Annotated in this window: 18 protein-coding genes and 1 tRNA gene; 11 read left to right on the top strand and 8 right to left on the bottom strand. The window is 65.9% G+C overall.

Annotated elements, in window-relative coordinates:
• The first annotated feature begins 151 nt into the window (after positions 1–151).
• The gene (locus IAG41_RS06935; protein WP_410468066.1) at positions 152–523 is read left to right on the top strand and encodes a lytic transglycosylase domain-containing protein; all 372 of its coding nucleotides are present in this window, start codon (positions 152–154) and stop codon (positions 521–523) included.
• A gap of 816 nt (positions 524–1,339) precedes the next feature.
• On the opposite strand, the gene IAG41_RS06930 is transcribed toward IAG41_RS06935, so the two are convergent.
• The 5 genes from IAG41_RS06930 to IAG41_RS06910 form a co-directional block, all read right to left on the bottom strand.
• Positions 1,340–1,415, bottom strand: a tRNA-Glu gene (locus tag IAG41_RS06930).
• 106 nt (positions 1,416–1,521) lie between these two features.
• Entirely contained in the window at positions 1,522–3,288 is a 1,767-nt protein-coding gene (recJ, locus tag IAG41_RS06925; protein ID WP_187727768.1) for a single-stranded-DNA-specific exonuclease RecJ, read from the bottom strand.
• Positions 3,289–3,330: 42 nt separating this feature from the next.
• Complete coding sequence (locus IAG41_RS06920) at positions 3,331–4,053, bottom strand: prolyl hydroxylase family protein (RefSeq protein ID WP_410468073.1); 723 nt, start codon at positions 4,051–4,053, stop codon at positions 3,331–3,333.
• Positions 4,054–4,159: 106 nt separating this feature from the next.
• On the bottom strand, positions 4,160–5,047 hold the full coding sequence (locus IAG41_RS06915) for an RcnB family protein (RefSeq protein ID WP_187727767.1): 888 nt from the start codon (positions 5,045–5,047) through the stop codon (positions 4,160–4,162).
• 110 nt (positions 5,048–5,157) lie between these two features.
• The gene (locus tag IAG41_RS06910; RefSeq protein ID WP_187727766.1) at positions 5,158–5,670 is read right to left on the bottom strand and encodes a (2Fe-2S)-binding protein; all 513 of its coding nucleotides are present in this window, start codon (positions 5,668–5,670) and stop codon (positions 5,158–5,160) included.
• A gap of 77 nt (positions 5,671–5,747) precedes the next feature.
• Between IAG41_RS06910 and IAG41_RS06905 the strand changes: the two genes are divergently transcribed.
• Complete coding sequence (locus tag IAG41_RS06905) at positions 5,748–6,548, top strand: DODA-type extradiol aromatic ring-opening family dioxygenase (protein WP_187727765.1); 801 nt, start codon at positions 5,748–5,750, stop codon at positions 6,546–6,548.
• Between the two features lie 176 nt (positions 6,549–6,724).
• Here IAG41_RS06905 and IAG41_RS06900 read toward each other — a convergent pair whose 3' ends face one another.
• Together IAG41_RS06900 and IAG41_RS06895 are read right to left on the bottom strand one after the other, a co-directional pair.
• A complete protein-coding gene (locus IAG41_RS06900) occupies positions 6,725–7,171 on the bottom strand; it encodes an endonuclease domain-containing protein (RefSeq protein ID WP_316251096.1) in 447 nt (148 codons plus the stop codon).
• Between the two features lie 63 nt (positions 7,172–7,234).
• Entirely contained in the window at positions 7,235–7,996 is a 762-nt protein-coding gene (locus IAG41_RS06895; RefSeq protein WP_187727764.1) for a class II aldolase/adducin family protein, read from the bottom strand.
• A gap of 235 nt (positions 7,997–8,231) precedes the next feature.
• Between IAG41_RS06895 and IAG41_RS06890 the strand changes: the two genes are divergently transcribed.
• Entirely contained in the window at positions 8,232–10,445 is a 2,214-nt protein-coding gene (locus tag IAG41_RS06890) for a TonB-dependent receptor (RefSeq protein WP_187727763.1), read from the top strand.
• A gap of 14 nt (positions 10,446–10,459) precedes the next feature.
• On the opposite strand, the gene IAG41_RS06885 is transcribed toward IAG41_RS06890, so the two are convergent.
• On the bottom strand, positions 10,460–11,866 hold the full coding sequence (locus tag IAG41_RS06885) for a short-chain fatty acyl-CoA regulator family protein (RefSeq protein ID WP_187727762.1): 1,407 nt from the start codon (positions 11,864–11,866) through the stop codon (positions 10,460–10,462).
• 106 nt (positions 11,867–11,972) lie between these two features.
• Between IAG41_RS06885 and IAG41_RS06880 the strand changes: the two genes are divergently transcribed.
• The 8 genes from IAG41_RS06880 to IAG41_RS06845 all read left to right on the top strand — a co-directional run bounded on the left by IAG41_RS06880 (position 11,973) and on the right by IAG41_RS06845 (position 19,104).
• Entirely contained in the window at positions 11,973–13,499 is a 1,527-nt protein-coding gene (locus IAG41_RS06880; protein ID WP_187727761.1) for an acyl-CoA carboxylase subunit beta, read from the top strand.
• A gap of 40 nt (positions 13,500–13,539) precedes the next feature.
• Positions 13,540–14,037 (top strand): hypothetical protein, encoded by a 498-nt coding sequence (locus IAG41_RS06875; protein WP_187727760.1) that lies wholly within the window; start codon positions 13,540–13,542, stop codon positions 14,035–14,037.
• Between the two features lie 133 nt (positions 14,038–14,170).
• Positions 14,171–14,392 carry a hypothetical protein gene (locus tag IAG41_RS06870; RefSeq protein ID WP_187727759.1) on the top strand — a complete coding sequence of 74 codons (222 nt, stop codon included), beginning with the start codon at positions 14,171–14,173 and terminating at the stop codon, positions 14,390–14,392.
• Positions 14,389–14,808, top strand: coding sequence for a methylmalonyl-CoA epimerase (mce, locus tag IAG41_RS06865; RefSeq protein WP_187727758.1), 420 nt, complete (start codon positions 14,389–14,391; stop codon positions 14,806–14,808). Before IAG41_RS06870 ends, mce begins: the two co-directional genes overlap by 4 nt.
• Positions 14,809–14,937: 129 nt before the next feature.
• Positions 14,938–15,723: an enoyl-CoA hydratase-related protein gene (locus tag IAG41_RS06860; RefSeq protein WP_187727757.1), complete on the top strand. Its 786-nt coding sequence runs from the start codon at positions 14,938–14,940 to the stop codon at positions 15,721–15,723.
• A complete protein-coding gene (gene scpA / locus IAG41_RS06855) occupies positions 15,720–17,861 on the top strand; it encodes a methylmalonyl-CoA mutase (protein WP_187727756.1) in 2,142 nt (713 codons plus the stop codon). Before IAG41_RS06860 ends, scpA begins: the two co-directional genes overlap by 4 nt.
• The gene (gene bioB / locus IAG41_RS06850) at positions 17,858–18,856 is read left to right on the top strand and encodes a biotin synthase BioB (protein WP_187727755.1); all 999 of its coding nucleotides are present in this window, start codon (positions 17,858–17,860) and stop codon (positions 18,854–18,856) included. The genes scpA and bioB overlap by 4 nt, the downstream gene beginning before the upstream one ends.
• Before the next feature lie 50 nt (positions 18,857–18,906).
• Positions 18,907–19,104 (top strand): hypothetical protein, encoded by a 198-nt coding sequence (locus IAG41_RS06845; RefSeq protein WP_187727754.1) that lies wholly within the window; start codon positions 18,907–18,909, stop codon positions 19,102–19,104.
• The last annotated feature ends 66 nt before the right edge of the window (positions 19,105–19,170 follow it).

Below are 19,170 nucleotides of genomic sequence, written 5' to 3'. Positions count from 1 at the left end.
ATGCTGCTTTGGGCGGCGGCGGCACTGCTTGCCGCGGCACCGGCGAGAGCACAGACCGTGGCGACCTGGCGACCCTTTGTCGTCGACGCGTCGGCGCGGTTCGGGGTGCCGGTCGCCTGGATCGAGCGCGTGATGCAGGCCGGGCCGCACGATGCTCGATGGCCGCCCGATCACCAGCCGCGCCGGCGCGATGGGGCTCATGCAGCTGATGCCCGGCACCTGGATCGAGATGCGCACGGTGCTCGGACTGGGCACGGATCCGTTCGATCCGCGCGACAATATCCTCGCCGGCACTTGCTATCTGGGCCGCATGTACGACCGGTTCAACTATCCCGGCATGTCGCCGCCTATAATGCCGGGCCGGACCGCTACGCCGCCTGGCGCGCCGGGCGGCGGGGCCTGCCGGCGGAGACCAGGGCCTACCTCGTGGCCGTCGCCGATGGCGGGAGCACGCAGGCGGTGGTGTCCAAGCCGCGTCACGCCCAGCTGTTCGTGGCGGCTGCGAAGGCGGAACTCGGAGTGATGGTTTCGCCGGATGCACGGCTGTTCGTGGTGCTTTCGAGACGCTGACGGTCCGGCGTGGCGGCGGAAATCCGGCGCGCGGTTCGCGAGGATCCATGTCGCGGGCGCTCGGCACGCTGCGAAAAATGGCCCGGCAAGCGAACCTGCCGGGCCAAGTGAAAGGATTCCCCCCGTTAAAAAGGAACCCCTCGGGTCGCATCCAATACCTGCACGATTTCGAACCTACGTGATTGTACGTATTCGACACAGGCCATAGCGAGTTTTGCCTCACCTATGCCCTCGGGCTCTGGGGTGGGGCTCGTCTTGTATCGTCCCAGCATGGCGGCTGCCGGCGCGCCTGTGCAAGGCCGGCGGCCCCTCCAATTTTGCCGCGAATTGGAGCGTGCTTCGCACGCGCTTTTGTTCGTTCCAGTGCGACAAAATCGGTTCCGCCGCCGCCGCTTCGCGGTGCCTCCGCTCACGCTCCGGCAGCCCTGACAGGCACGCCGGCAACCGCCGTCGAGAGGCTGTTTTCGATGAGGAAGGCGTCAAGCGACAGGAGGTTCTCATGACCATGTTTCAACCGATTTCGGTGGCGTCGGATCGCGTGATCGCGTGATCGCGGGGCTCGCGCTGGAGTTCGGGCGGGGCGCGGCCGAGGCTTTGGCAGAGCGTTTCCTGGCTGCGCGCCGGGTGATTCGCGACGGGGAGGAGGCTGCCTCGTGAACGCCCAATCGTCCCCGCAAATCCGGCGGAATCCGAGGGCGTATTCCGGCCAGATTCCGGCCAAATCGACCAACGAAATTTGAAGAACGCACGATAAGTCTTTGAAAAGACTTGGTGACCCCTACGGGAATCGAACCCGTGTTTCAGCCGTGAAAGGGCCGCGTCCTAGACCGCTAGACGAAGGGGCCGTTTAGCGTGGAGCGGGCGAACTAGGGAAAGCTGGGCGGCTGGTCAAGCACCTCAATCGCCCTCCCTAGCTATTCCAACGATGCTGCGCATCGCCGGAACCTTGAGCTACTCCGCCCAGGCTGCATCTTCTATGTGAAGCTCCGCGGCGGGGCGGGGACCCCAGTCGTCGATCCTGGCGCGACCGGCCAGCCAGAGCTTGCGATGGCGAGGGGCGGAGAGCAGCGCCTGGCCGAGTTCGCTCTCCGCATGACGGAAGGCAACCGCCTTCAAGCTGCCGCCGCCATCGCCCGAGACGATGACACGGACATGGCCGCCACTGCCGACGACATCGGCCTTGATGACGCTCACCGGGCCGGCGGCGACGCGCGGGGCGGGCCAGCCCATGCCATAGGGACCGCCGGCCTCCATCGCGGTCACCAGGCCGGGATTCACGCCCGCGGCGGTGACTACCGCGTCGAGCAGCAGCGCGCGATCGCCCATCGACTGCGTCACGCGTTCGGCCAGGCGTTCCTCGAGGAAATCGCCAAAGGCTTCCAGCCGATCCTCGGCGATGGTCACGCCGCAGGCCATGGCATGGCCGCCGCCGGCATGGAGCAGCCCAGCGTCCTTGGCGGCGAGCACGGCGGCGCCCAGGTCGACACCCGGGATCGAACGGCCCGATCCCTTGCCGATGCCGTTCTCGTCGAGGGCGATCACGATCGAGGGACGGCCGAGCTTCTCCTTCAGTCGCCCGGCGACGATGCCGATCACCCCGGCATGCCAGCCGCGCGAGGCGATCACTGCCACCGCACGATTGCCCTGGCGGATGCCGAGCTCCTCGGCCTCGCGCTGGACATCGGCTTCGATCGCGCGGCGCTCCTCGTTGAGCTGGTTGAGCTCCTGGGCGATGCTGCGAGCCTCGTCGGGGTCGCGCGTGGTGAGCAGACGGACGCCAAGATCTGAGCGGCCGACTCGGCCTCCGGCGTTGATGCGCGGCCCCAGCGCAAAGCCGAGATCGGTGCAGGTCGGTGCGCGGGTGAGGCGTGATGCTTCGATCAGTGCGTTGAGGCCGATGTTGCGGCGCTGACCCATGACCTTGAGGCCCTGCGCCACGAAGGCGCGGTTGAGGCCCTTCAGGGACGCGACATCGGCCACGGTGCCGAGCGCGACGATGTCGAGCAGGTCGAGCAGACGGGGTTCGGGTCGGCCGGAGAAATAGCCACGGCCGCGCAAGGTGCGGATCAGCGCGGCGCCGAGCAGGAAGGCGACGCCGACTGCGGCGAGGTGGCCGTGCGCCGCACCCTCCAGTTCGTCGAGCCGGTTGGGGTTCACCAGCGCCAATGCCACGGGCAGTTCGGATGCGCATTTGTGGTGATCGACGACGATCACATCGGCATCGGCCGCGCGCGCCATCTCGAGCGCCTCGAATGCCTGGGCGCCGCAGTCGACGGTGACGATGAGCCCGGCGCCCTCGGTCTTGAGCCGCACCAGCGCCTCGCCCGAGGGACCGTAGCCCTCCATCAGGCGGTCCGGAATGTAGGGACGCGCCTCGAGCCCCAGGTCGCGGAGCAGCAGGATCAGCAGCGCCGCCGAGGTGGCGCCGTCGACGTCGTAATCGCCGAAGATCGCGACCTGCTCGCGTCCCTCCACTGCGTCGGCCATCCGCTCCGCCGCCTTGTCCATGTCGCGGAAGATCGACGGATCCGGCATGAAGGCGCGGATGCTGGGGTTGCGATGCTGCTCGAGATCCTCGCGCGCCACGCCGCGGGTCATCAGCAGCTGGGTGACGAGATCATCGGGCGCGAAGCCCGGATCGCGGGCGTCCGAGGCAAGCCCGCGCCAGCGCCAGGGCTGGCCGAGGATCGAGCGATGGATGTTGAGGACGACGGACATTCCGGGCTGTGTGGGCCGGGCGGAAGCGCTTGTCGAGCAGGCTCAGTCGGCATCCTCGACGCCGGGGAGGTAGGTCTGGATATAGCCCTTGATCCACGCTTCTTCGCGGAACCATTTGGTGACGATGTACTTCGTCCCCTCGATCACGCGCATGCCCTCATGGAGCGTGTCGTAGTTCGGCGTGCCGTCGGGCATCATGTTGTTCCAGATCAGCAGCATGCCGCGCTTGGGCTTGAAGCGGACGCCGGCGCGGGGGAACCAGGTAGCGCCGCCTTCCTCGACATGGTTGAGATAGGCCATCGCCGTCCAAGTGCGCTGGCCGCCGGTCTCCAGCATGCGCTGCCAATAGCCGCTATTCTCGTGGAAATAGTCGCAATGCGCGCGGAATTGCTGATTGGGGGCGTAGCGCTGGCCCTGCAGCGTTTCCGCATTCTCCGGCGGGATGCCGAGCAGGCTGGCGATCCGCTCGTCGACAGGGGACACCTCTTCGGACCAGCGATCGAGATCGGAGCTGTGGCTGGTGCGATAATCGGGATCGTCGCTGGTCGCGAGCAGGGTCGAGGGCCGCGAATTGGCGTCGATCAGGGCGATCAGCGTGTCGCATTCCTGGTCGCTCAGGAAATCGGGATAGGTGTACATCTGCGCCGTTTCGACCTTGGCGCGCTTGACGTTGGGGTTTGCCTCGAGCCGAGCGGATACGTCGCGCCCGATCTGCGCGCGCTTGGGGGAGGGCGATCCCGAAACTCTGCCGATGACTTTGCTCACAGCCACGCAATTCGCGCCCCGCGCGGCGGATTGCAAGCCCGCACAGACAAGGGGCCCGGCCTTTCGGCCGAGCCCCAGGATCTCCGGAAAGAGGAGCGGGCGCCCCTTACCAGAAGATGTCGTAGATCGTGTCGACCACTTCGCCGCTGTAGATGTCGACGAGCAGCGCATCGTTGTAATAGCGCACCCAGCGATAGGGTCCGTCGACCTCGGGCAGGCGATAATAGAAGGGATCGTTGATCCAATATTGCTGCGAGTAGAGAATCGAGTTCAGCGTGAAGCCGATCCCGAAGCGGCGATAGCCATATCCCCAGCCGCCGGGCGCGTAGTAGCGCGGCAGGCGATAGAGATTGCGGTTCGAGTTGCGATAGCCGCGCCAATCGTAGCGGTTGTCGTTGCGCCAGCTGTTGTTCCAGCCTCCGCCGCGATCGCCGCGCCAGCCATTGTTGCCGCGGTTCCAGTCGCGTCCGCGATTGTCGCCGCGGTTCCAGTCGCGGTTGCCGCGATCGTACCGCCCCTGATTGCCACGCCACTGCTGCGTGGCCTGGCCGTCGGGACGACGATCGCCACGCCATTGCTGACCGCCCTGGTTGCCACGATCACCACGCCATTGCTGGGCGCCGGGATTACCGTCCTGCCGGCCCCGATTGCCGCGCCACTGGCGCTGCGGGACCTGCTGCTGGGGCTGCGCCTGGGCCTGCTGGCCCTGCTGCGCTTGGCCACGGTTCCAGTCGCCGCCGCGATTGCCGCGCCACTGCTGCTGCGCCTGGCCGGCATTCGGCTGCTGCTGACGCCACTGGCCGCGATCCGGGCGTGCCTGTGGTGCCTGCTGCTGCTGCTGCCCGCCCCAGCTACGCTCCTGGCGGGGCTGCGATTGCTGCGACGTGGAGCGGTCACCACGGCCGCTCCAGCGGCCTCCCCGGTCCTGCGCGAGCGCCGCCGGCGGGACCAGGGCCGTTGCGGCGATGATCGCCGCGAGGATGGTCTTCTTCATGAACATAGTCTCCGCTGGGACCGGCAAGGCACCGGGGTTCCAGATAACAAACTATTTACGAACCGGCGAATGAGCGGTTCCTGAATTCGGGTGAAAGCCAATTGAAAGAATCAAGGTTCTTCTTGCGGGACAGGAACTTGGGCATCGGCGCCGGGCACCAGCGGCACATCGCCGCGGGTAATGCGCGCCGCTTCATTGATTGCCGGAATCAGGCGCGGGTAAATGCCGCAACGGCAGATATTGGGGATCGCCGACTTGATGTCGTCTTCGGAAGGATTGCGATTGTTGCGCAGCAATACCGATGCCGCCATGACGATGCCGGGGATGCAATAGCCGCATTGCGAGACATTGCCGGCGATCAGTGCCTGCTGGACCGGATGGCTGCGATCCTTCGAAAGCCCCTCGATCGTGGTGACGAACGTGCCTTCGAGCGCGCCGATCGTTTCCTGGCAGGCGAGCCGCGCGGTCCCGTCGACATCGACGGTGCAGGCACCGCAATCGCCGGTGCCGCAGCCATATTTGGTGCCGGTGAGATTGGATGCGTCGCGCAGGGCCCAGAGCAATGGCGTCGCCGGATCCATCTTGTATTCGACCGGCTGGTTATTGACGGTGAAGCGAGTCATTCGGGGAGACTAGCGGGAAACCGGTCGTTTCCGAAGCCGGCATTGTGCGGACGGCCAGGACGCCCGAGATACGGCGCATGACCCTTCCCACGCTCTTCATTCCGCATGGCGGCGGCCCCTGCTTCTTCATGGACCCCGAAGGCGGTCCGCCCGATCCGATGTGGCGGCCGATGCAGGCCTATCTGGCCGGGCTGATCGCGAGCCTGCCCGAGCGACCCAGCGTGATTCTGCTCGTCTCGGGGCATTGGGAGGAGGAGGCCGTCACGGTCCATTTCGGCGACGGTCAGCCGATGCTGTTCGACTATTACGGCTTTCCCGAGCACACCTATCGGCTGCGCTGGGATGCGGCGGGAGCGCCCGACGTGGCGGCGCGTGCCAAGGCTCTGATCGAGGGCGCAGGCTTTCCGGCGGGCGAAGAGCGCGAGCGCGGCTGGGATCACGGCGTGTTCATCCCGATGATGGTCGCGGTGCCGGGCGCCGATATTCCGCTCGTCCAGCTCTCGCTGCGCAAGGATCTCGATCCGGCCGCGCATATCGCGATCGGCAAGGCGCTTGCGCCGCTCCGCGACGAAGGCGTGCTGATCGTCGGATCGGGGATGAGCTTCCACAATCTGCGCGCCCGCGGCCCGCAGGTGACCCCGATCGCCGACGAATGGGACGCGGCGCTGACCGATGCGGTGACCGATCCCGATCCGGTGCGGCGGGCGGATCGCGTCGCCGCCTGGGACAAGCTGCCCCACGCCCAGTTCGCCCATCCGCGCGAGGAGCATCTGCTGCCGCTGATGGTCGCGCTCGGCGCGGGCGGGGAGGGGCCGGCGGAGCGCGACTATCGCGACACGGTGCTCGGCTGGGTCGTCTCGGGATACCGGTTCGGCTGATTTACCCCGACGGAGTGCGGAAGGTAACGAAGGTAACGATACTGCGGCGCGATATGCGTTTTCTCTTTTCCAGAAATTACGCCGGCGGGGAAAGCCCGGGATCTGCTGGTTCTTCGCAATGAGAAAGAGCGCTGTCGGCATGGCAGGCGAAATCCTACATTGGAAGGGGTAGGAGATCAGCGCGAGCGCGGCCGTCTTTCTCTCCCCTCCCTGGAAGGGAGGGGTTGGGGGTGGGTGCCGCCGAGGCACTCGGCGGCTTGCGCCAGAATATGTCTGACGACACCTTCTGGATTTACGAGCACATCGGAATTCCAGAACCGGATCACTCGCCAGCCCTTGGAGCGAAGGTAGGTTGAGCGGCGGGCATCGCTTTCGGCATTTCCGATGTGTTGGCTGCCATCGAACTCGATCGCCAGCTTTGCCTGCCTGCATGCGAGGTCGATGATGAAGGGCGCCTCCACGCACTGGCGCGTGAAGGACGGGCGATAGCGTGAGATCAGGTGCCAGACCGCGAGTTCGGTCTCGGTGGGATTGTTGCGCAGCTCGCGCGCCCGGGCGGTTAACGCAGGATCGATGCGGCGGCGCATATGGCGAGTGTAGGATGGCTTCGCTTCGCTCGCCAACCCACCCCCAACCCCTCCCTTCCAGGGAGGGGAGTGAGTTTCGGGATCTGGCGTGTTTGCGTCCTACTCCCGCCAGCTCTTGTCCGTCCGATCCACCAGCCGCACCATCGCGGCGAAGTCCGCGGCGCCGGGGCCGCCCGGGACCTGCGCCATGTGCAAGTCGCGCTGGTGCACCGTCACCACCTCATCCGACACGACGAGCGGCGTGCCCATCGAAGCGGTGGCGATCTGGATCTCGCAGGCGCGCTGGAGCGACCAGTGCTTGATGAACGCCTCGGGCAAAGTGCGGCCCATCACCAGGATGCCGTGATTCCGGAGCAGCATCACCCTTTTGTCGCCGAGATGTTCGAGCAGGCGCGCGCCTTCCTCGTCGCGCACCGTGACGCCCTCGAAATCGTGATAGGCGATCTGGCCAGCGAAGCTGCACGCGTAGAAATTGGTCGGCCTTAGCCCGCCCTCGACCGAGGCGACCGCCATGCCGGCCGTGGTGTGGGTATGCGCGATGCAATGCGCGTCGGGCAAATGGCGATGGAACAGCGCGTGCTGGACGAAACCGGCTCGGTTCACCGGGTAGGGCGAGTCGTCGAGCTTGTTGCCGTCCAAGTCGATCTTGACGAGGTTCGACGCCTTTACCTCGCTGAAGTGCAGCCCGAACGGATTGATCAGGAACGCGCCTTCCTCGCCCGGGACCTTCAGCGTGATATGGTTGTAGATCATCTCGGACCAGCCGAGCATGTCGAACACGCGGTAGCAGGCGGCGAGCTGCTGGCGCGCCTCCCATTCGGCTTCGGTGACGCCGGGCTTCTGCGCGAGCGCGGTGGCCATGAACCCTCTCCTTAGACTTTTCGTGGATCGGGTATGCCATGCTGGGCGGGCGGCGCGCAACCGGCCGCGTCGCGGCGGCCAGATCCGCCGTCCCGGTTCCGCGGCTGCGAAACGATGACATAAATATATCGCGCGAGAGACAGTTTTTTGTCACCTTCACCGGCGGCAGGATTCGTTGCGACGCAACAACAGAAGAATGCGGGCGGCGTTTCCCACTAGGCAAAAGGGGAAACACATGACTCAGGAAGGTTCGGCTGCTCGCTCTCGCGCTCGCCTGTTCGGTGCCGTCGCGCTTGCCATGCAGATCATGATGACGGTGGAAACCGCTCGGGCGCAGGAAACGCCCGAGGTAACGGCCGGCCAGGTCGACGAGATCGTCGTCACCGCGCAGCGGCGCGAGGAGAATATCCAGGACGTTCCCCTCTCGGTCGCGACGATCCAGAGCGACCAGCTCCAGACGATCTTCGATGCGGGTGGCGACATCACCGCATTGGCGACCCGCGTGCCCGGCCTCTATGCCGAGAGCTCGAACGGCCGCGTCGCGCCGCGCTTCTATATCCGCGGGCTGGGCAATACCGATTTCGACCTTGCCGCATCGCAGCCCGTCTCGGTGATCGTCGACGATGTGGTGCTCGAGAATGTGGCGCTGAAGAGCACGCCGATCTTCGACATCCAGAGCGTCGAAGTGCTGCGCGGGCCGCAAGGCACGCTGTTCGGCCGCAACACGCCGGCGGGCATCATCAAGTTCAGCACGGTCAAGCCGTCGAACGAATTCAGCGCGCAGGCGTCGCTCTCGGCGGGCTCCTATGCCACGGTCAATTTCGATGCCGGCATCGGCGGGCCGATCATCCCCGACAAGCTCGCCGCGCGCGTGTCGCTGCTCTACCAGCATCGCAACGACTGGATCGACAATGGCTTTACCGGCGAGAACAACGCCTATGGCCGCTATGACGAGATCGCGGCGCGAGGGCAGGTGCTGCTCACGCCGACGGAGGAATTCAGCGCGCTCGCCAACATCCACTACCGGCGCTTCGAGGGCTATGGCGCGGCCGCGGTGTTCCGCGCCAATATCCTGGGGCCGGGCAACAACGATCTCAACGCCAATTTCCAGCGCGACACGGTGTTCCTCGACGCGGGCGGCGGCAATTACGCCCAATATCGCGGCTGGGGCAGCTCGCTGAAGCTCGACTATGATTTCGGCGGCGCGGTGCTCACCTCGATCACCGCCTACGAGACCACCGAGGGCAGCAGCCGCGCCGATGTGGACGGCGGCAATCCGGGCGGCCCCGGCTTCATCCCGTTCCCGTCGGACACGCAGGATTCGCTCAACCTTGACCAGTGGACCCAGGAAGTGCGGCTGGCGAGTTCGGGGAGCGGTCCGCTCAGCTGGCAGGTCGGCGGCTTCTACTTCGACAGCGATTTCACCGTGCTGACCGAGGGCTTCACCTTCCCGCCGCCGACTTTGGTGCGCCACAAGAACCAGAGCTGGGCGGTGTTCGGCCAGGCGAGCTACAAGCTCACCGAGGCGTTCAAGGTGACCGGCGGCGTTCGCTACACCGAGGACGACAAGCAGTTCAACGTGATCGGCGGATCGCCGACCAACGATCGCTCGGTCTCGGACGAGCGGGTGAGCTGGGACGTCAGCGCGATGTATGAAGTCGCGTCCGATGTCAGCCTGTACGGCCGCGTCGCCAGCGGTTTCCGGGCGCCCTCGATCCAGGGACGCGACGTCGCCTTCTTCAATCCGCCCTCGGTTGCGGGTTCCGAGAAGATCCTGTCCTGGGAAGCGGGCTTCAAGACCCAGCTCGCAGACCGGCGGATCCGCCTCAACGGCGCGGTATTCACCTATACCGTCACCGATCCGCAGTTCACCGCGGTCGGCGGCAGCGGCAATCTCGTCCAATTGCTCAACGCCAACAAGGGCAAGGCCTGGGGCTTCGAGGTGGATTCCGAGTTCCGTCCGGTCGAGAACCTCACCTTCACCGCGGGCGTGAGCTACAACAACACCAAGATCGACGATCCCAATCTGGCGGTGGGCATCTGCGCGCAATGCACCGTCACCGATCCGCTCGTGACGATCGCGGGCACGCCGCGCGCGCTGGTCGACGGCAATCCCTTCCCGAACGCACCCGAATGGATCGTCGACGTGACGGCACGCTATGCCATCCCGGTGGGCGACGGCGAGATCTTCGCCTTCACCGACTGGGCGTATCAGGGCTACACCAACTTCTTCCTCTACCAGTCGAAGGAGTTCTACAGCGACGGCCAGTTCGAAGGCGGGCTGCGCATCGGCTATGCCAAGCGCGACGGCAGCTTCGAGATCGCCGCCTTCGCCCGCAACATCACCGACGAGGAGAATGTGAAGGGCGGCATCGACTTCAACAACAATACCGGCTTCGTCAACGAGCCGCGCGTGTTCGGCCTGTCGCTCAGGACGAAGATCAACTAACGGGCCCGCGCTTCCTAGCGGAAGACGTAGGGCACCACGCTGCGCCGGTCGGCATCGATCTCGATGACCGAGCCGGCGGGCGGGAAGGCGCGCTGGTCGCAATCGGTGCGCGGGCAGATGCGGCAGGAGGAGCCGATCGGCGTCGCCGCGCCGCCGGTGCGGATCGCATCGGCATAGACGAAGTCTGCGGCATGGATTTCCTCGCAGCCCAGCGCGACGGCGTAGCGGCGCGGCGACCGGGCGTAGCTGCCCGAGGGCTTCACCAGCCCCTTGGCCATCGAGACGTAGCGGCTGCCGTCGGGCATCTCGGCCAGCTGGACGAGGATGCGATCGGGGATCGCGACCGCCTCATGCACCACCCAGAGCGGGCAGGCGCCGCCGAAGCGCGCGAATTGGAGCCGCGTCGCGGAATGGCGCTTGGTGATGTTGCCGGCCATGTCGACGCGGCAGAAGAAGAAAGGCACGCCGGCGGCGCCCGGGCGCTGGAGCGTCGAGAGGCGGTGGCAGGCCTGCTCGAAGCTCACCGCGAAGCGCTGGCGCAGGCGGTCGATGTCGTGGCGCGTCGCGTGTGCGGCCGCGCGGAAGCGGCCATAGGGCATCAGCAGGGCGCCCGCGGCGTAATTGGCGAGGCCGACGCTCAGCAATTCGCGCGAAGCGGGGGCAACCAGGCCCGAGGCATCGACGACCTGGCGCATCTCGTTGGCGAATTCGTAGCGCACCAGCCGGTGAGCGAGCAGGAAGTTGCGGCTCTCGGGCGGGAGTCCGCTGTTGAGCGAGAGGAGGCGCTGGGCATCGTCGAAACGGCTGAGCTGGCTGCCGTCGCCATCCTCGCTCGCGACGCGGACGCCGTGCCACAGACGCAGCCTTTCCTCGAGCGCACGGACCATCGGGCCTTCGTCGAGTGCGTCGGCCAGAGTCTCGGCCGAGCGGTCGATCGCGTCGACATAATTGCCCTCGGCCTGGAACCAGTCGCGCACTTCCTCCCAGGGGAGGGGGGCGGCGTCGCTCGATCCGCTGTCGAACCGGTCGTCGAGCACGCGGAGCTGCTCCTGGGTGCGGCGATAGGCGTCGTGGAGCGCGACCATGCGGCGGGCGAGCAAGGGCTGCTGCTCGAGGCCGCGGCGGATCTCGACTTCCTCGATCCGGTCGGCAGGCACGCTGGTGTCGCTCGCGGCATCGATCGTGCGGAGCAGCGCCGCGGTCTCGGCCTCGCCGCCGATCTCGGTCGCCTCGAGCGGGAATTCGCGGGCGAGCGCGAGCAGGACCACGTCGGTGATCGGCCGGTCGTTATTCTCGATCTGCGAGAGGTACGAGACCGAGATGCCCAACCGCGCCGCCATTGCCGCCTGGCTGGTGCTGACGCGGCGGCGCAGCTCGCGCAGGCGGAATCCCTCGAACAGGCGGCGGCGTGGAGAGGCCATGACTGCCTTATATCTGCAAACCTGCCCCACGCAACTTCGCAACATTGCATTTGCGCTTGGGCGCGTGCCCTGTGCAGAAGGCGCGGCCGCCGCCAAGGGGACATGGATGTCGTCGACGATCGAAGAGCTGGAACGCCGCCGCGCCGCCGCGCGCCTGGGCGGAGGCCAGAAGCGCATCGATGCGCAGCACGCCAAGGGCAAGCTGACCGCGCGCGAGCGGCTGGAAGTGCTGCTCGACCAGGGATCGTTCGAGGAGCTTGACATGTATGTCGAGCATAATTGTGTCGATTTCGGCATGCAGGACCAGATCGTCCCGGGCGACGGCGTCGTCACCGGCAGCGGCACGATCAATGGTCGGCTCGTCTTCGTGTTCAGCCAGGATTTCACCGTGTTCGGCGGCTCGCTTTCGGAGCGGCACGCGCAGAAGATCTGCAAGGTCATGGACATGGCGATGAAGGTCGGCGCGCCGGTGATCGGGCTGAACGACAGCGGCGGCGCGCGCATCCAGGAGGGCGTCGCCAGCCTTGCCGGCTATGCCGAGGTATTCCAGCGCAACGTGCTCGCATCGGGCGTGGTGCCGCAGGTTTCGCTGATCATGGGCCCCTGCGCAGGCGGGGCCGTCTATTCTCCCGCGATGACCGACTTCATCTTCATGGTGAAGGATTCGTCGTACATGTTCGTCACCGGCCCAGATGTAGTGAAGACCGTTACAAACGAGATCGTCACGCAGGAGGAACTGGGTGGAGCGGTGACGCATACCACGAAGTCGGGGGTCGCCGACGTGGCCTTCGATAACGATATCGAGGCGCTGCTCGCGGCCCGCGACTTCGTGGACTTCTTGCCTAGCTCGAACCGCGAGCACGTGCCCGAGCGACCGTGCGACGATCCCTGGGACCGGATCGACGAGAGCCTCGACACGCTGATCCCGCCCAACGCCAACCAGCCCTACGACATGCATGAGTTGCTCCGGAAGACGCTCGACGAGGGCGAGTTCTTCGAGCTCCAGCCGGCGCATGCGGGCAATATCCTGATCGGCTTCGGGCGGATCGAGGGGCGCAGCGTGGGCGTGGTGGCGAACCAGCCGATGGTGCTGGCCGGGTGTCTCGACATCAACTCGTCCAAGAAGGCGGCGCGGTTCGTGCGCTTCTGCGACGCGTTCGACATTCCGATCCTGACCTTCGTCGACGTGCCGGGCTTCCTGCCGGGGGTGGGGCAGGAGCATTCGGGCATCATCAAGCACGGCGCCAAGCTGCTCTTCGCTTATGCCGAGGCGACCGTGCCCAAGATCACCGTCATCACCCGCAAGGCCTATGGCGGCGCCTATGACGTGATGAGCTCCAAGCATCTACGCGGTGACCTCAATTATGCCTGGCCGACCGCCGAGATCGCGGTGATGGGGGCGAAGGGCGCGGTCGAGATCATCTTCCGTGGGCGTACCCCCGACGAGATCGCCGAGCGGACCGCCGAATATGAGGCGCGCTTCGCCAATCCGTTCGTCGCGGCGAGCAAGGGCTTCGTGGATGAGGTGATCATGCCGCATTCGACGCGGCGCCGCATCGCGCTGGGCTTGCGCAAACTGCGTAACAAGCAGCTTGAGATCCCCTGGAAGAAGCATGACAACATTCCGCTGTGAGCCGGGCCGCATCGGCCGCCAGGACTAACCGGGGGATTTCATGCTCAGCTTTCTTTTCGCCTTCGCGCTTGCTGCCCAGAATGCCACGCCCGCGCCGGCCGCGATGGGGTGGACCTTCCGCGAGAGCAGTGACCCAGCCAAGCCGAAGAGCGCGACCGCCGCGATCCGCGTGGCCGACGGCTCGCGGCTGCTGGTGCGTTGCGACACCGTTCAGGTGCCGATCGTTTCGGTGCAATATATGCCCAAGCCACCGCTGGCCGCAGGTGAGTCACGGATCGTCACGCTGACGCTGGACGAGGCGCAGGCGGACATGACCACATGGCAGTTTCCGGGAAACGGCGCCTATAACGGCGAGGCGGGCGAAGTCTTCCTGATCGCCGACGAGATCGCCAAGGCCAAGAAGGTGCGCGTCACCCTGCAGGATGGCGACAAGATGATCGATACGTCTTTCGAGGGCCCGGGCGACGACACCATGTTCCGCAAGGTCTATGCGGTGTGCGGGCTTCCCTATGGATTGCCGGGAGCAGCGGGGAAATGAAGCTAGGGCGCCTCAACCATGTCGGCATTGCGACGCCTTCGATCGAGGAGGCAGCTCGAGAATCTCTGGAAGAAGCATGACAAAATTTCGCTCCAGAATCGGGCTGGTCCTTAGCATCGTGGGCGGATGCGTCATGGCGATTGCCCTTGTATCCGGAATCGAGGTGGAGGCGCGCGTCGGAGCGCAGGTGAAATATCTGTCGCCTGCTCCCGACCGACCCAACGGAATCGAGTTTCACGGCAGGCATTTCTTCGTGAACTCGGCCGACAGGTGGCGCAATAATCTGATGGTCTACGTGCTGGTCGCCGGCGGTTTCCTGATTGTCGCCGGGCGCAGCGTGAGGAAAGCAAAATGAAACTAGGCCGTCTCAACCATGTCGGCGTCGCGACGCCTTCGATCGAAGCGTCGATCGCCCTCTACCGCGACGTGATGGGCGCGGAGATGATCCGCGAACCGTTCGACCTGCCCGCGCAGGGGGTGAAGGTGTGCTTCGTCGATACGCCGAACAGCCAGATCGAGCTGATCGAGCCGCTGGGCGACAACTCGCCGATCCACGGCTTCCTCGCCAAGAACCCGGCAGGCGGGCAGCATCATCTCTGCTATGAGGTGCCCGACATCCACGAAGCCAAGGCGTGGTTCGAGGGGAAGGGCGCCAAGGTGCTCGGCGAACCGCGGATCGGCGCGCACGGCACGTTGATCTTCTTCGTCCACCCGAAGGACATGGGCGGCGTGCTGACCGAGATCATGGAAACGCCCAAAGATGGGCACTGATGCGCAATTCCGTCACCCCGGACTTGTGCCGGGGCCCACCGGGCGGCAGGCGGGGTGCATTGTAGGGAGCGCATCGCGCGCTGCGCAGTGGACCCCGGCACATGGCCGGGGTGACACAGGGAAAGTTTGATGACCCAGTACGAGCATATCCTGACCGAGCGGCGCGGCGACGTGCTGGCGATAACGCTCAATCGGCCCGAACGGCTGAACGCGGCGCCGCCGGCGATGTTCGACGAGATCGGTTCGGCGATCGGCGCGCTCGACGGGGTGCGGGCGGTGCTCTTTTTGGGCGCGGGCAGGGCATTCTGTTCGGGCGCGGACGTCGCCAGCGGCGCGCTCGGCGCGGACGATCCGGGCGAGGCGACCTATCGCGCCTTGTCCGAGCATTACCATCCGACGCTGGAAGCGATCGCCGCCCTGCCGGTGCCGGTGGTGAGCGGCGTGCGCGGCGCCGCGGCCGGGATCGGCTGCAGCCTGGCGCTGGCGGCCGATTTCTGCATCGCCGCCAAGGACGCCTATTTCCTCCAGGCGTTCGTCAATATCGGGCTGGTGCCCGATGGCGGCGCGAGCTGGATGCTGCCGCGGCTGATCGGCCGCGCGCGGGCGCTGGAAATGATGATGCTGGGCGAGCGCATCCATGCCGAGCGCGCGCGCGACTGGGGTATGGTGTACGAAGTCGCCCACGAGGACGTGCTCGACGCCGAGGCATGGCGGCTGGCTAAGCGGCTGGCGGCAGGGCCGACCGTCGCGCTGGGCTTGATGCGTCGCCAGATGCAGGACGCGCTGGGCCTGAGCTATGCGGACGCGATGCAGCGCGAGGCCGAGAACCAGCGGACCGCGCGGGGCAGCGCCGATTCGATGGAAGGCGGCATGGCGTTCCTCCAGAAGCGGAAGCCGGAGTTCAAGGGGCAGTGACCGACAAGCCGAGCCTCGATGCCTGGACGGCAGCGGCCGCCAAGGAAGTGAAGGGCAAGGACCTCACCTGGCACACGCCGGAGGGGATCCAGGTCAAGCCGCTCTATACCGAAGCGGATGTGGCGGGGATCGATCCCGGCCTGCCGGGCTTCGCACCGTTCACGCGCGGCGTGCGCGCGTCGATGTATGCCGGGCGGCCCTGGACCATTCGCCAATATGCCGGCTTCTCGACCGCCGAGGAATCGAACGCCTTCTATCGCCGCAATCTCTCGGCGGGGCAGAAGGGGCTTTCGGTCGCCTTCGATCTCGCCACCCATCGCGGCTATGACAGCGACCATCCGCGCGTCACCGGCGATGTCGGCAAGGCGGGCGTGGCGATCGACACGATCGAGGACATGAAGATCCTGTTCGACGGCATCCCGCTCGATCAGATGAGCGTCTCGATGACGATGAACGGCGCGGTGATCCCGATCCTCGCCTTCTTCATCGTCGCGGGCGAGGAGCAGGGCGTGCCGCGCGCGCAGCTCGACGGGACCATCCAGAACGACATCCTCAAGGAGTTCATGGTCCGCAACACCTATATCTACCCACCCGAGCCCAGCATGCGGATCATCTCGGACATCTTCGGTTACACCAGCCGCGAGATGCCCAAGTTCAACAGCATCTCGATCTCCGGCTATCACATGCAGGAAGCTGGGGCGACGCAGGTCCAGGAGCTCGCCTTCACCATCGCCGACGGCCAGGAATATGTGAAATACGGCGTCGCGAGCGGGCTCGACATCGACAAGTTCGCCGGGCGCCTGTCGTTCTTCTTCGCGATCGGCATGAACTTCTTCATGGAGATCGCCAAGCTGCGCGCGGCGCGCGTGCTGTGGCACCGGGTGATGACCAATCTCGGCGCCAAGGACGAGCGCTCCAAGATGCTGCGCACGCATTGCCAGACCTCGGGCGTGTCGCTGACCGAGCAGGACCCGTACAACAACGTCATGCGCACCACGATCGAGGCGATGGCGGCGATGCTGGGCGGCACCCAGTCGCTCCACACCAACGCGCTCGACGAGGCGATCGCGCTGCCCACCGATTTCTCCGCCCGGATCGCGCGCAACACGCAGATCGTCATCCAGGAAGAGACCGGGATGACCAAGGTCGTCGATCCGCTCGGCGGCTCCTATTATGTCGAGGCGCTGACCCAGGAGCTGGTCGACAAGGCCTGGGCGATTATCGAGAAGGTCGAGGACGATGGCGGCATGGCCAAGGCGGTGGCGCATGGCTGGCCCAAGGCGATGATCGAGGAAGCCGCCGCCGCCACCGCGGCGCGGATCGATCGCGGCGAGCAGGTGATCGTCGGCGTCAACAAATATCGCAAGGATGGCGAGGACCCGATCGACATCCTCGACGTCGACAACCACGCCGTGCGTGACGCGCAGATCGCGCGGATCAAGCGGGTGAAGGCCGAGCGCGACGAGGTCGCGTGCCAGGCGGCGCTGGAGGCGCTCCGCGTCGGCGCCGAGGGCGATGCGAACCTGCTCGAACTCGCGGTCGAAGCGGCGCGCAAGCGGGCGACTTTGGGCGAGATCAGCTCGGCGATGGAGGCCGGGTTCGGCCGCTACGCCACGCAGCCGACGCCGGTGAAGGGCATTTATGGCGGCGCCTATGCCGACGATGTCCGCTGGGAACGGCTGAAGGACGGCGTGGTCGCCACCGAACGCCGGCTGGGCCGCAAGCCCCGCATGCTCGTCGCCAAGATGGGGCAGGACGGGCATGATCGCGGCGCGAACCTCGTGTCCTCGGCGTTCGGCGATCTCGGCTTCGAGATCGTGCCGGGGCCGCTGTTCCAGACGCCGTCCGAAGCCGCCGCGCTGGCGCTGGAGAAGGATGTCGACGTGGTCGGCGCCTCCAGCCTGGCGGCGGGCCACAAGACATTGATCCCCGAGCTGATCCGCGAACTCCAGGATGCCGGGCGGGCCGATATCAAGGTGATCGCTGGCGGCGTGATCCCGGCACAGGACTATGAATTCCTGCGCGAGGCGGGTGTGCAGGCGATCTTCGGCCCGGGCACCAATCTGGTGAAGGCCGCCGAGGAAGTGCTCCGCCTGCTCGGCCACAACATGCCGCCCGTAGAGGAAGCTGCCGAATGACCGTAGACGTGCGTACCGACTGGACCCGCGACGAGATCGCCGCATTGTTCGACCTGCCGTTCCTCGACCTGGTGTACGAGGCGGCGTCGATCCACCGCGCGCACCATCCGCGCAACGAGGTCCAGCTCTCGACCCTGCTGTCGATCAAGACCGGCGGCTGCGTCGAGGATTGCGGCTATTGCAACCAGTCCGCGCATGCCGAGACGGGGCTCAAGGCCACCAAGCTGATGGACGTGCGCGCGGTGCTCCAGGCGGCGGCGCAGGCCAAGGACAATGGCTCGTCGCGCTTCTGCATGGGCGCGGCGTGGCGTGAGCCCAAGGACCGCGACATGCCCGCCATCGTCGAGATGGTGCAGGGCGTGCGGCAGATGGGGCTCGAGACCTGCATGACCTTGGGCATGCTCAGCGAGAAGCAGGCCGGGCAGCTCGCCGAGGCGGGGCTCGATTACTACAACCACAATATCGATACCTCGCCCGAGAATTACGCCAACGTCATCACGACGCGCACCTTCGAGGACCGGATCGAGACGCTGGAGAATGTGCGCGGCGCGGGGATCAACGTCTGTTCGGGCGGGATCATCGGCATGGGCGAGAAGCGCGAGGACCGCGTCGGCTTCCTCCATGCGCTGGCCACGATGGAGCATCCCGAGAGCGTGCCGATCAACGCTTTGGTGCCGGTGAAGGGCACGGTGCTGGGCGACATGCTGGCGGATACGCCGCTGGCGAAGATCGACGCAATCGAGTTCGTGCGGACCGTCGCGGTGGCGCGGATCCTGATGCCGCTGTCGATGGTGCGGCTTTCGGCGGGGCGCGAGAGCATGAGCGACGAGACTCAGGCGCTTTGCTTCCTGGCTGGGGCGAACTCGATCTTCACGGGCGATAAGCTGCTGACGACGGGCAATGCCGGCGACGACAAGGACGCGGCTTTGTTCGCGCGGTTGGGGGTCGTGCCGAAGCAGGTTGCGCCGCATCCTCATTTGGAGGCGGCAGAGTGAGAGCATCCAGCGCTTCGGCCATATTCTCAATAGTATCGGCGATATATTGGATGCTGGCCTCGATGGTGCAGTATCAGGCATTCGCAGTACTTGCGCTTCATCCGTTTGAAGCGAAGTCGCTGATTGTCGTGGTAATCGGTGTTTTCCCGCTGGTCATATATTGCCTCATTTGCTTGGTTTTCTTTCGAAGGGTCGAGCGCAGGATGATGGCGCGCGCGCCGCATGCTGATGTGGAAACGGCGCAATGAGCGTTTCCAGCATCCGTCATGCTGAACCTGTTTCAGCATCCATCTTTCCTGCTGCGCCGTCCGCGC

Origin of the sequence: Sphingomonas sp. JC676, from assembly GCF_014489075.1 — a bacterium.
In the GTDB taxonomy this organism is placed as follows: Bacteria; Pseudomonadota; Alphaproteobacteria; order Sphingomonadales; family Sphingomonadaceae; genus Sphingomonas.
The sequence above is the reverse complement of the archived record's forward strand: the minus strand, read 5'-3'. Positions and strand labels throughout refer to the sequence as shown.

Coding starts and splice junctions, on each gene's coding strand:
- IAG41_RS06935 (WP_410468066.1), top strand. CDS start 152: ATGCTCGATGGCCGCCCGATCACCAGCCGCGCCGGCGCGATGGGGCTC.
- recJ (WP_187727768.1), bottom strand. CDS start 3,288: ATGTCCGTCGTCCTCAACATCCATCGCTCGATCCTCGGCCAGCCCTGG.
- IAG41_RS06915 (WP_187727767.1), bottom strand. CDS start 5,047: ATGAAGAAGACCATCCTCGCGGCGATCATCGCCGCAACGGCCCTGGTC.
- IAG41_RS06910 (WP_187727766.1), bottom strand. CDS start 5,670: ATGACTCGCTTCACCGTCAATAACCAGCCGGTCGAATACAAGATGGAT.
- IAG41_RS06905 (WP_187727765.1), top strand. CDS start 5,748: ATGACCCTTCCCACGCTCTTCATTCCGCATGGCGGCGGCCCCTGCTTC.
- IAG41_RS06895 (WP_187727764.1), bottom strand. CDS start 7,996: ATGGCCACCGCGCTCGCGCAGAAGCCCGGCGTCACCGAAGCCGAATGG.
- IAG41_RS06890 (WP_187727763.1), top strand. CDS start 8,232: ATGACTCAGGAAGGTTCGGCTGCTCGCTCTCGCGCTCGCCTGTTCGGT.
- IAG41_RS06885 (WP_187727762.1), bottom strand. CDS start 11,866: ATGGCCTCTCCACGCCGCCGCCTGTTCGAGGGATTCCGCCTGCGCGAG.
- IAG41_RS06880 (WP_187727761.1), top strand. CDS start 11,973: ATGTCGTCGACGATCGAAGAGCTGGAACGCCGCCGCGCCGCCGCGCGC.
- IAG41_RS06875 (WP_187727760.1), top strand. CDS start 13,540: ATGCTCAGCTTTCTTTTCGCCTTCGCGCTTGCTGCCCAGAATGCCACG.
- IAG41_RS06870 (WP_187727759.1), top strand. CDS start 14,171: ATGGCGATTGCCCTTGTATCCGGAATCGAGGTGGAGGCGCGCGTCGGA.
- mce (WP_187727758.1), top strand. CDS start 14,389: ATGAAACTAGGCCGTCTCAACCATGTCGGCGTCGCGACGCCTTCGATC.
- IAG41_RS06860 (WP_187727757.1), top strand. CDS start 14,938: ATGACCCAGTACGAGCATATCCTGACCGAGCGGCGCGGCGACGTGCTG.
- bioB (WP_187727755.1), top strand. CDS start 17,858: ATGACCGTAGACGTGCGTACCGACTGGACCCGCGACGAGATCGCCGCA.
- IAG41_RS06845 (WP_187727754.1), top strand. CDS start 18,907: ATGCTGGCCTCGATGGTGCAGTATCAGGCATTCGCAGTACTTGCGCTT.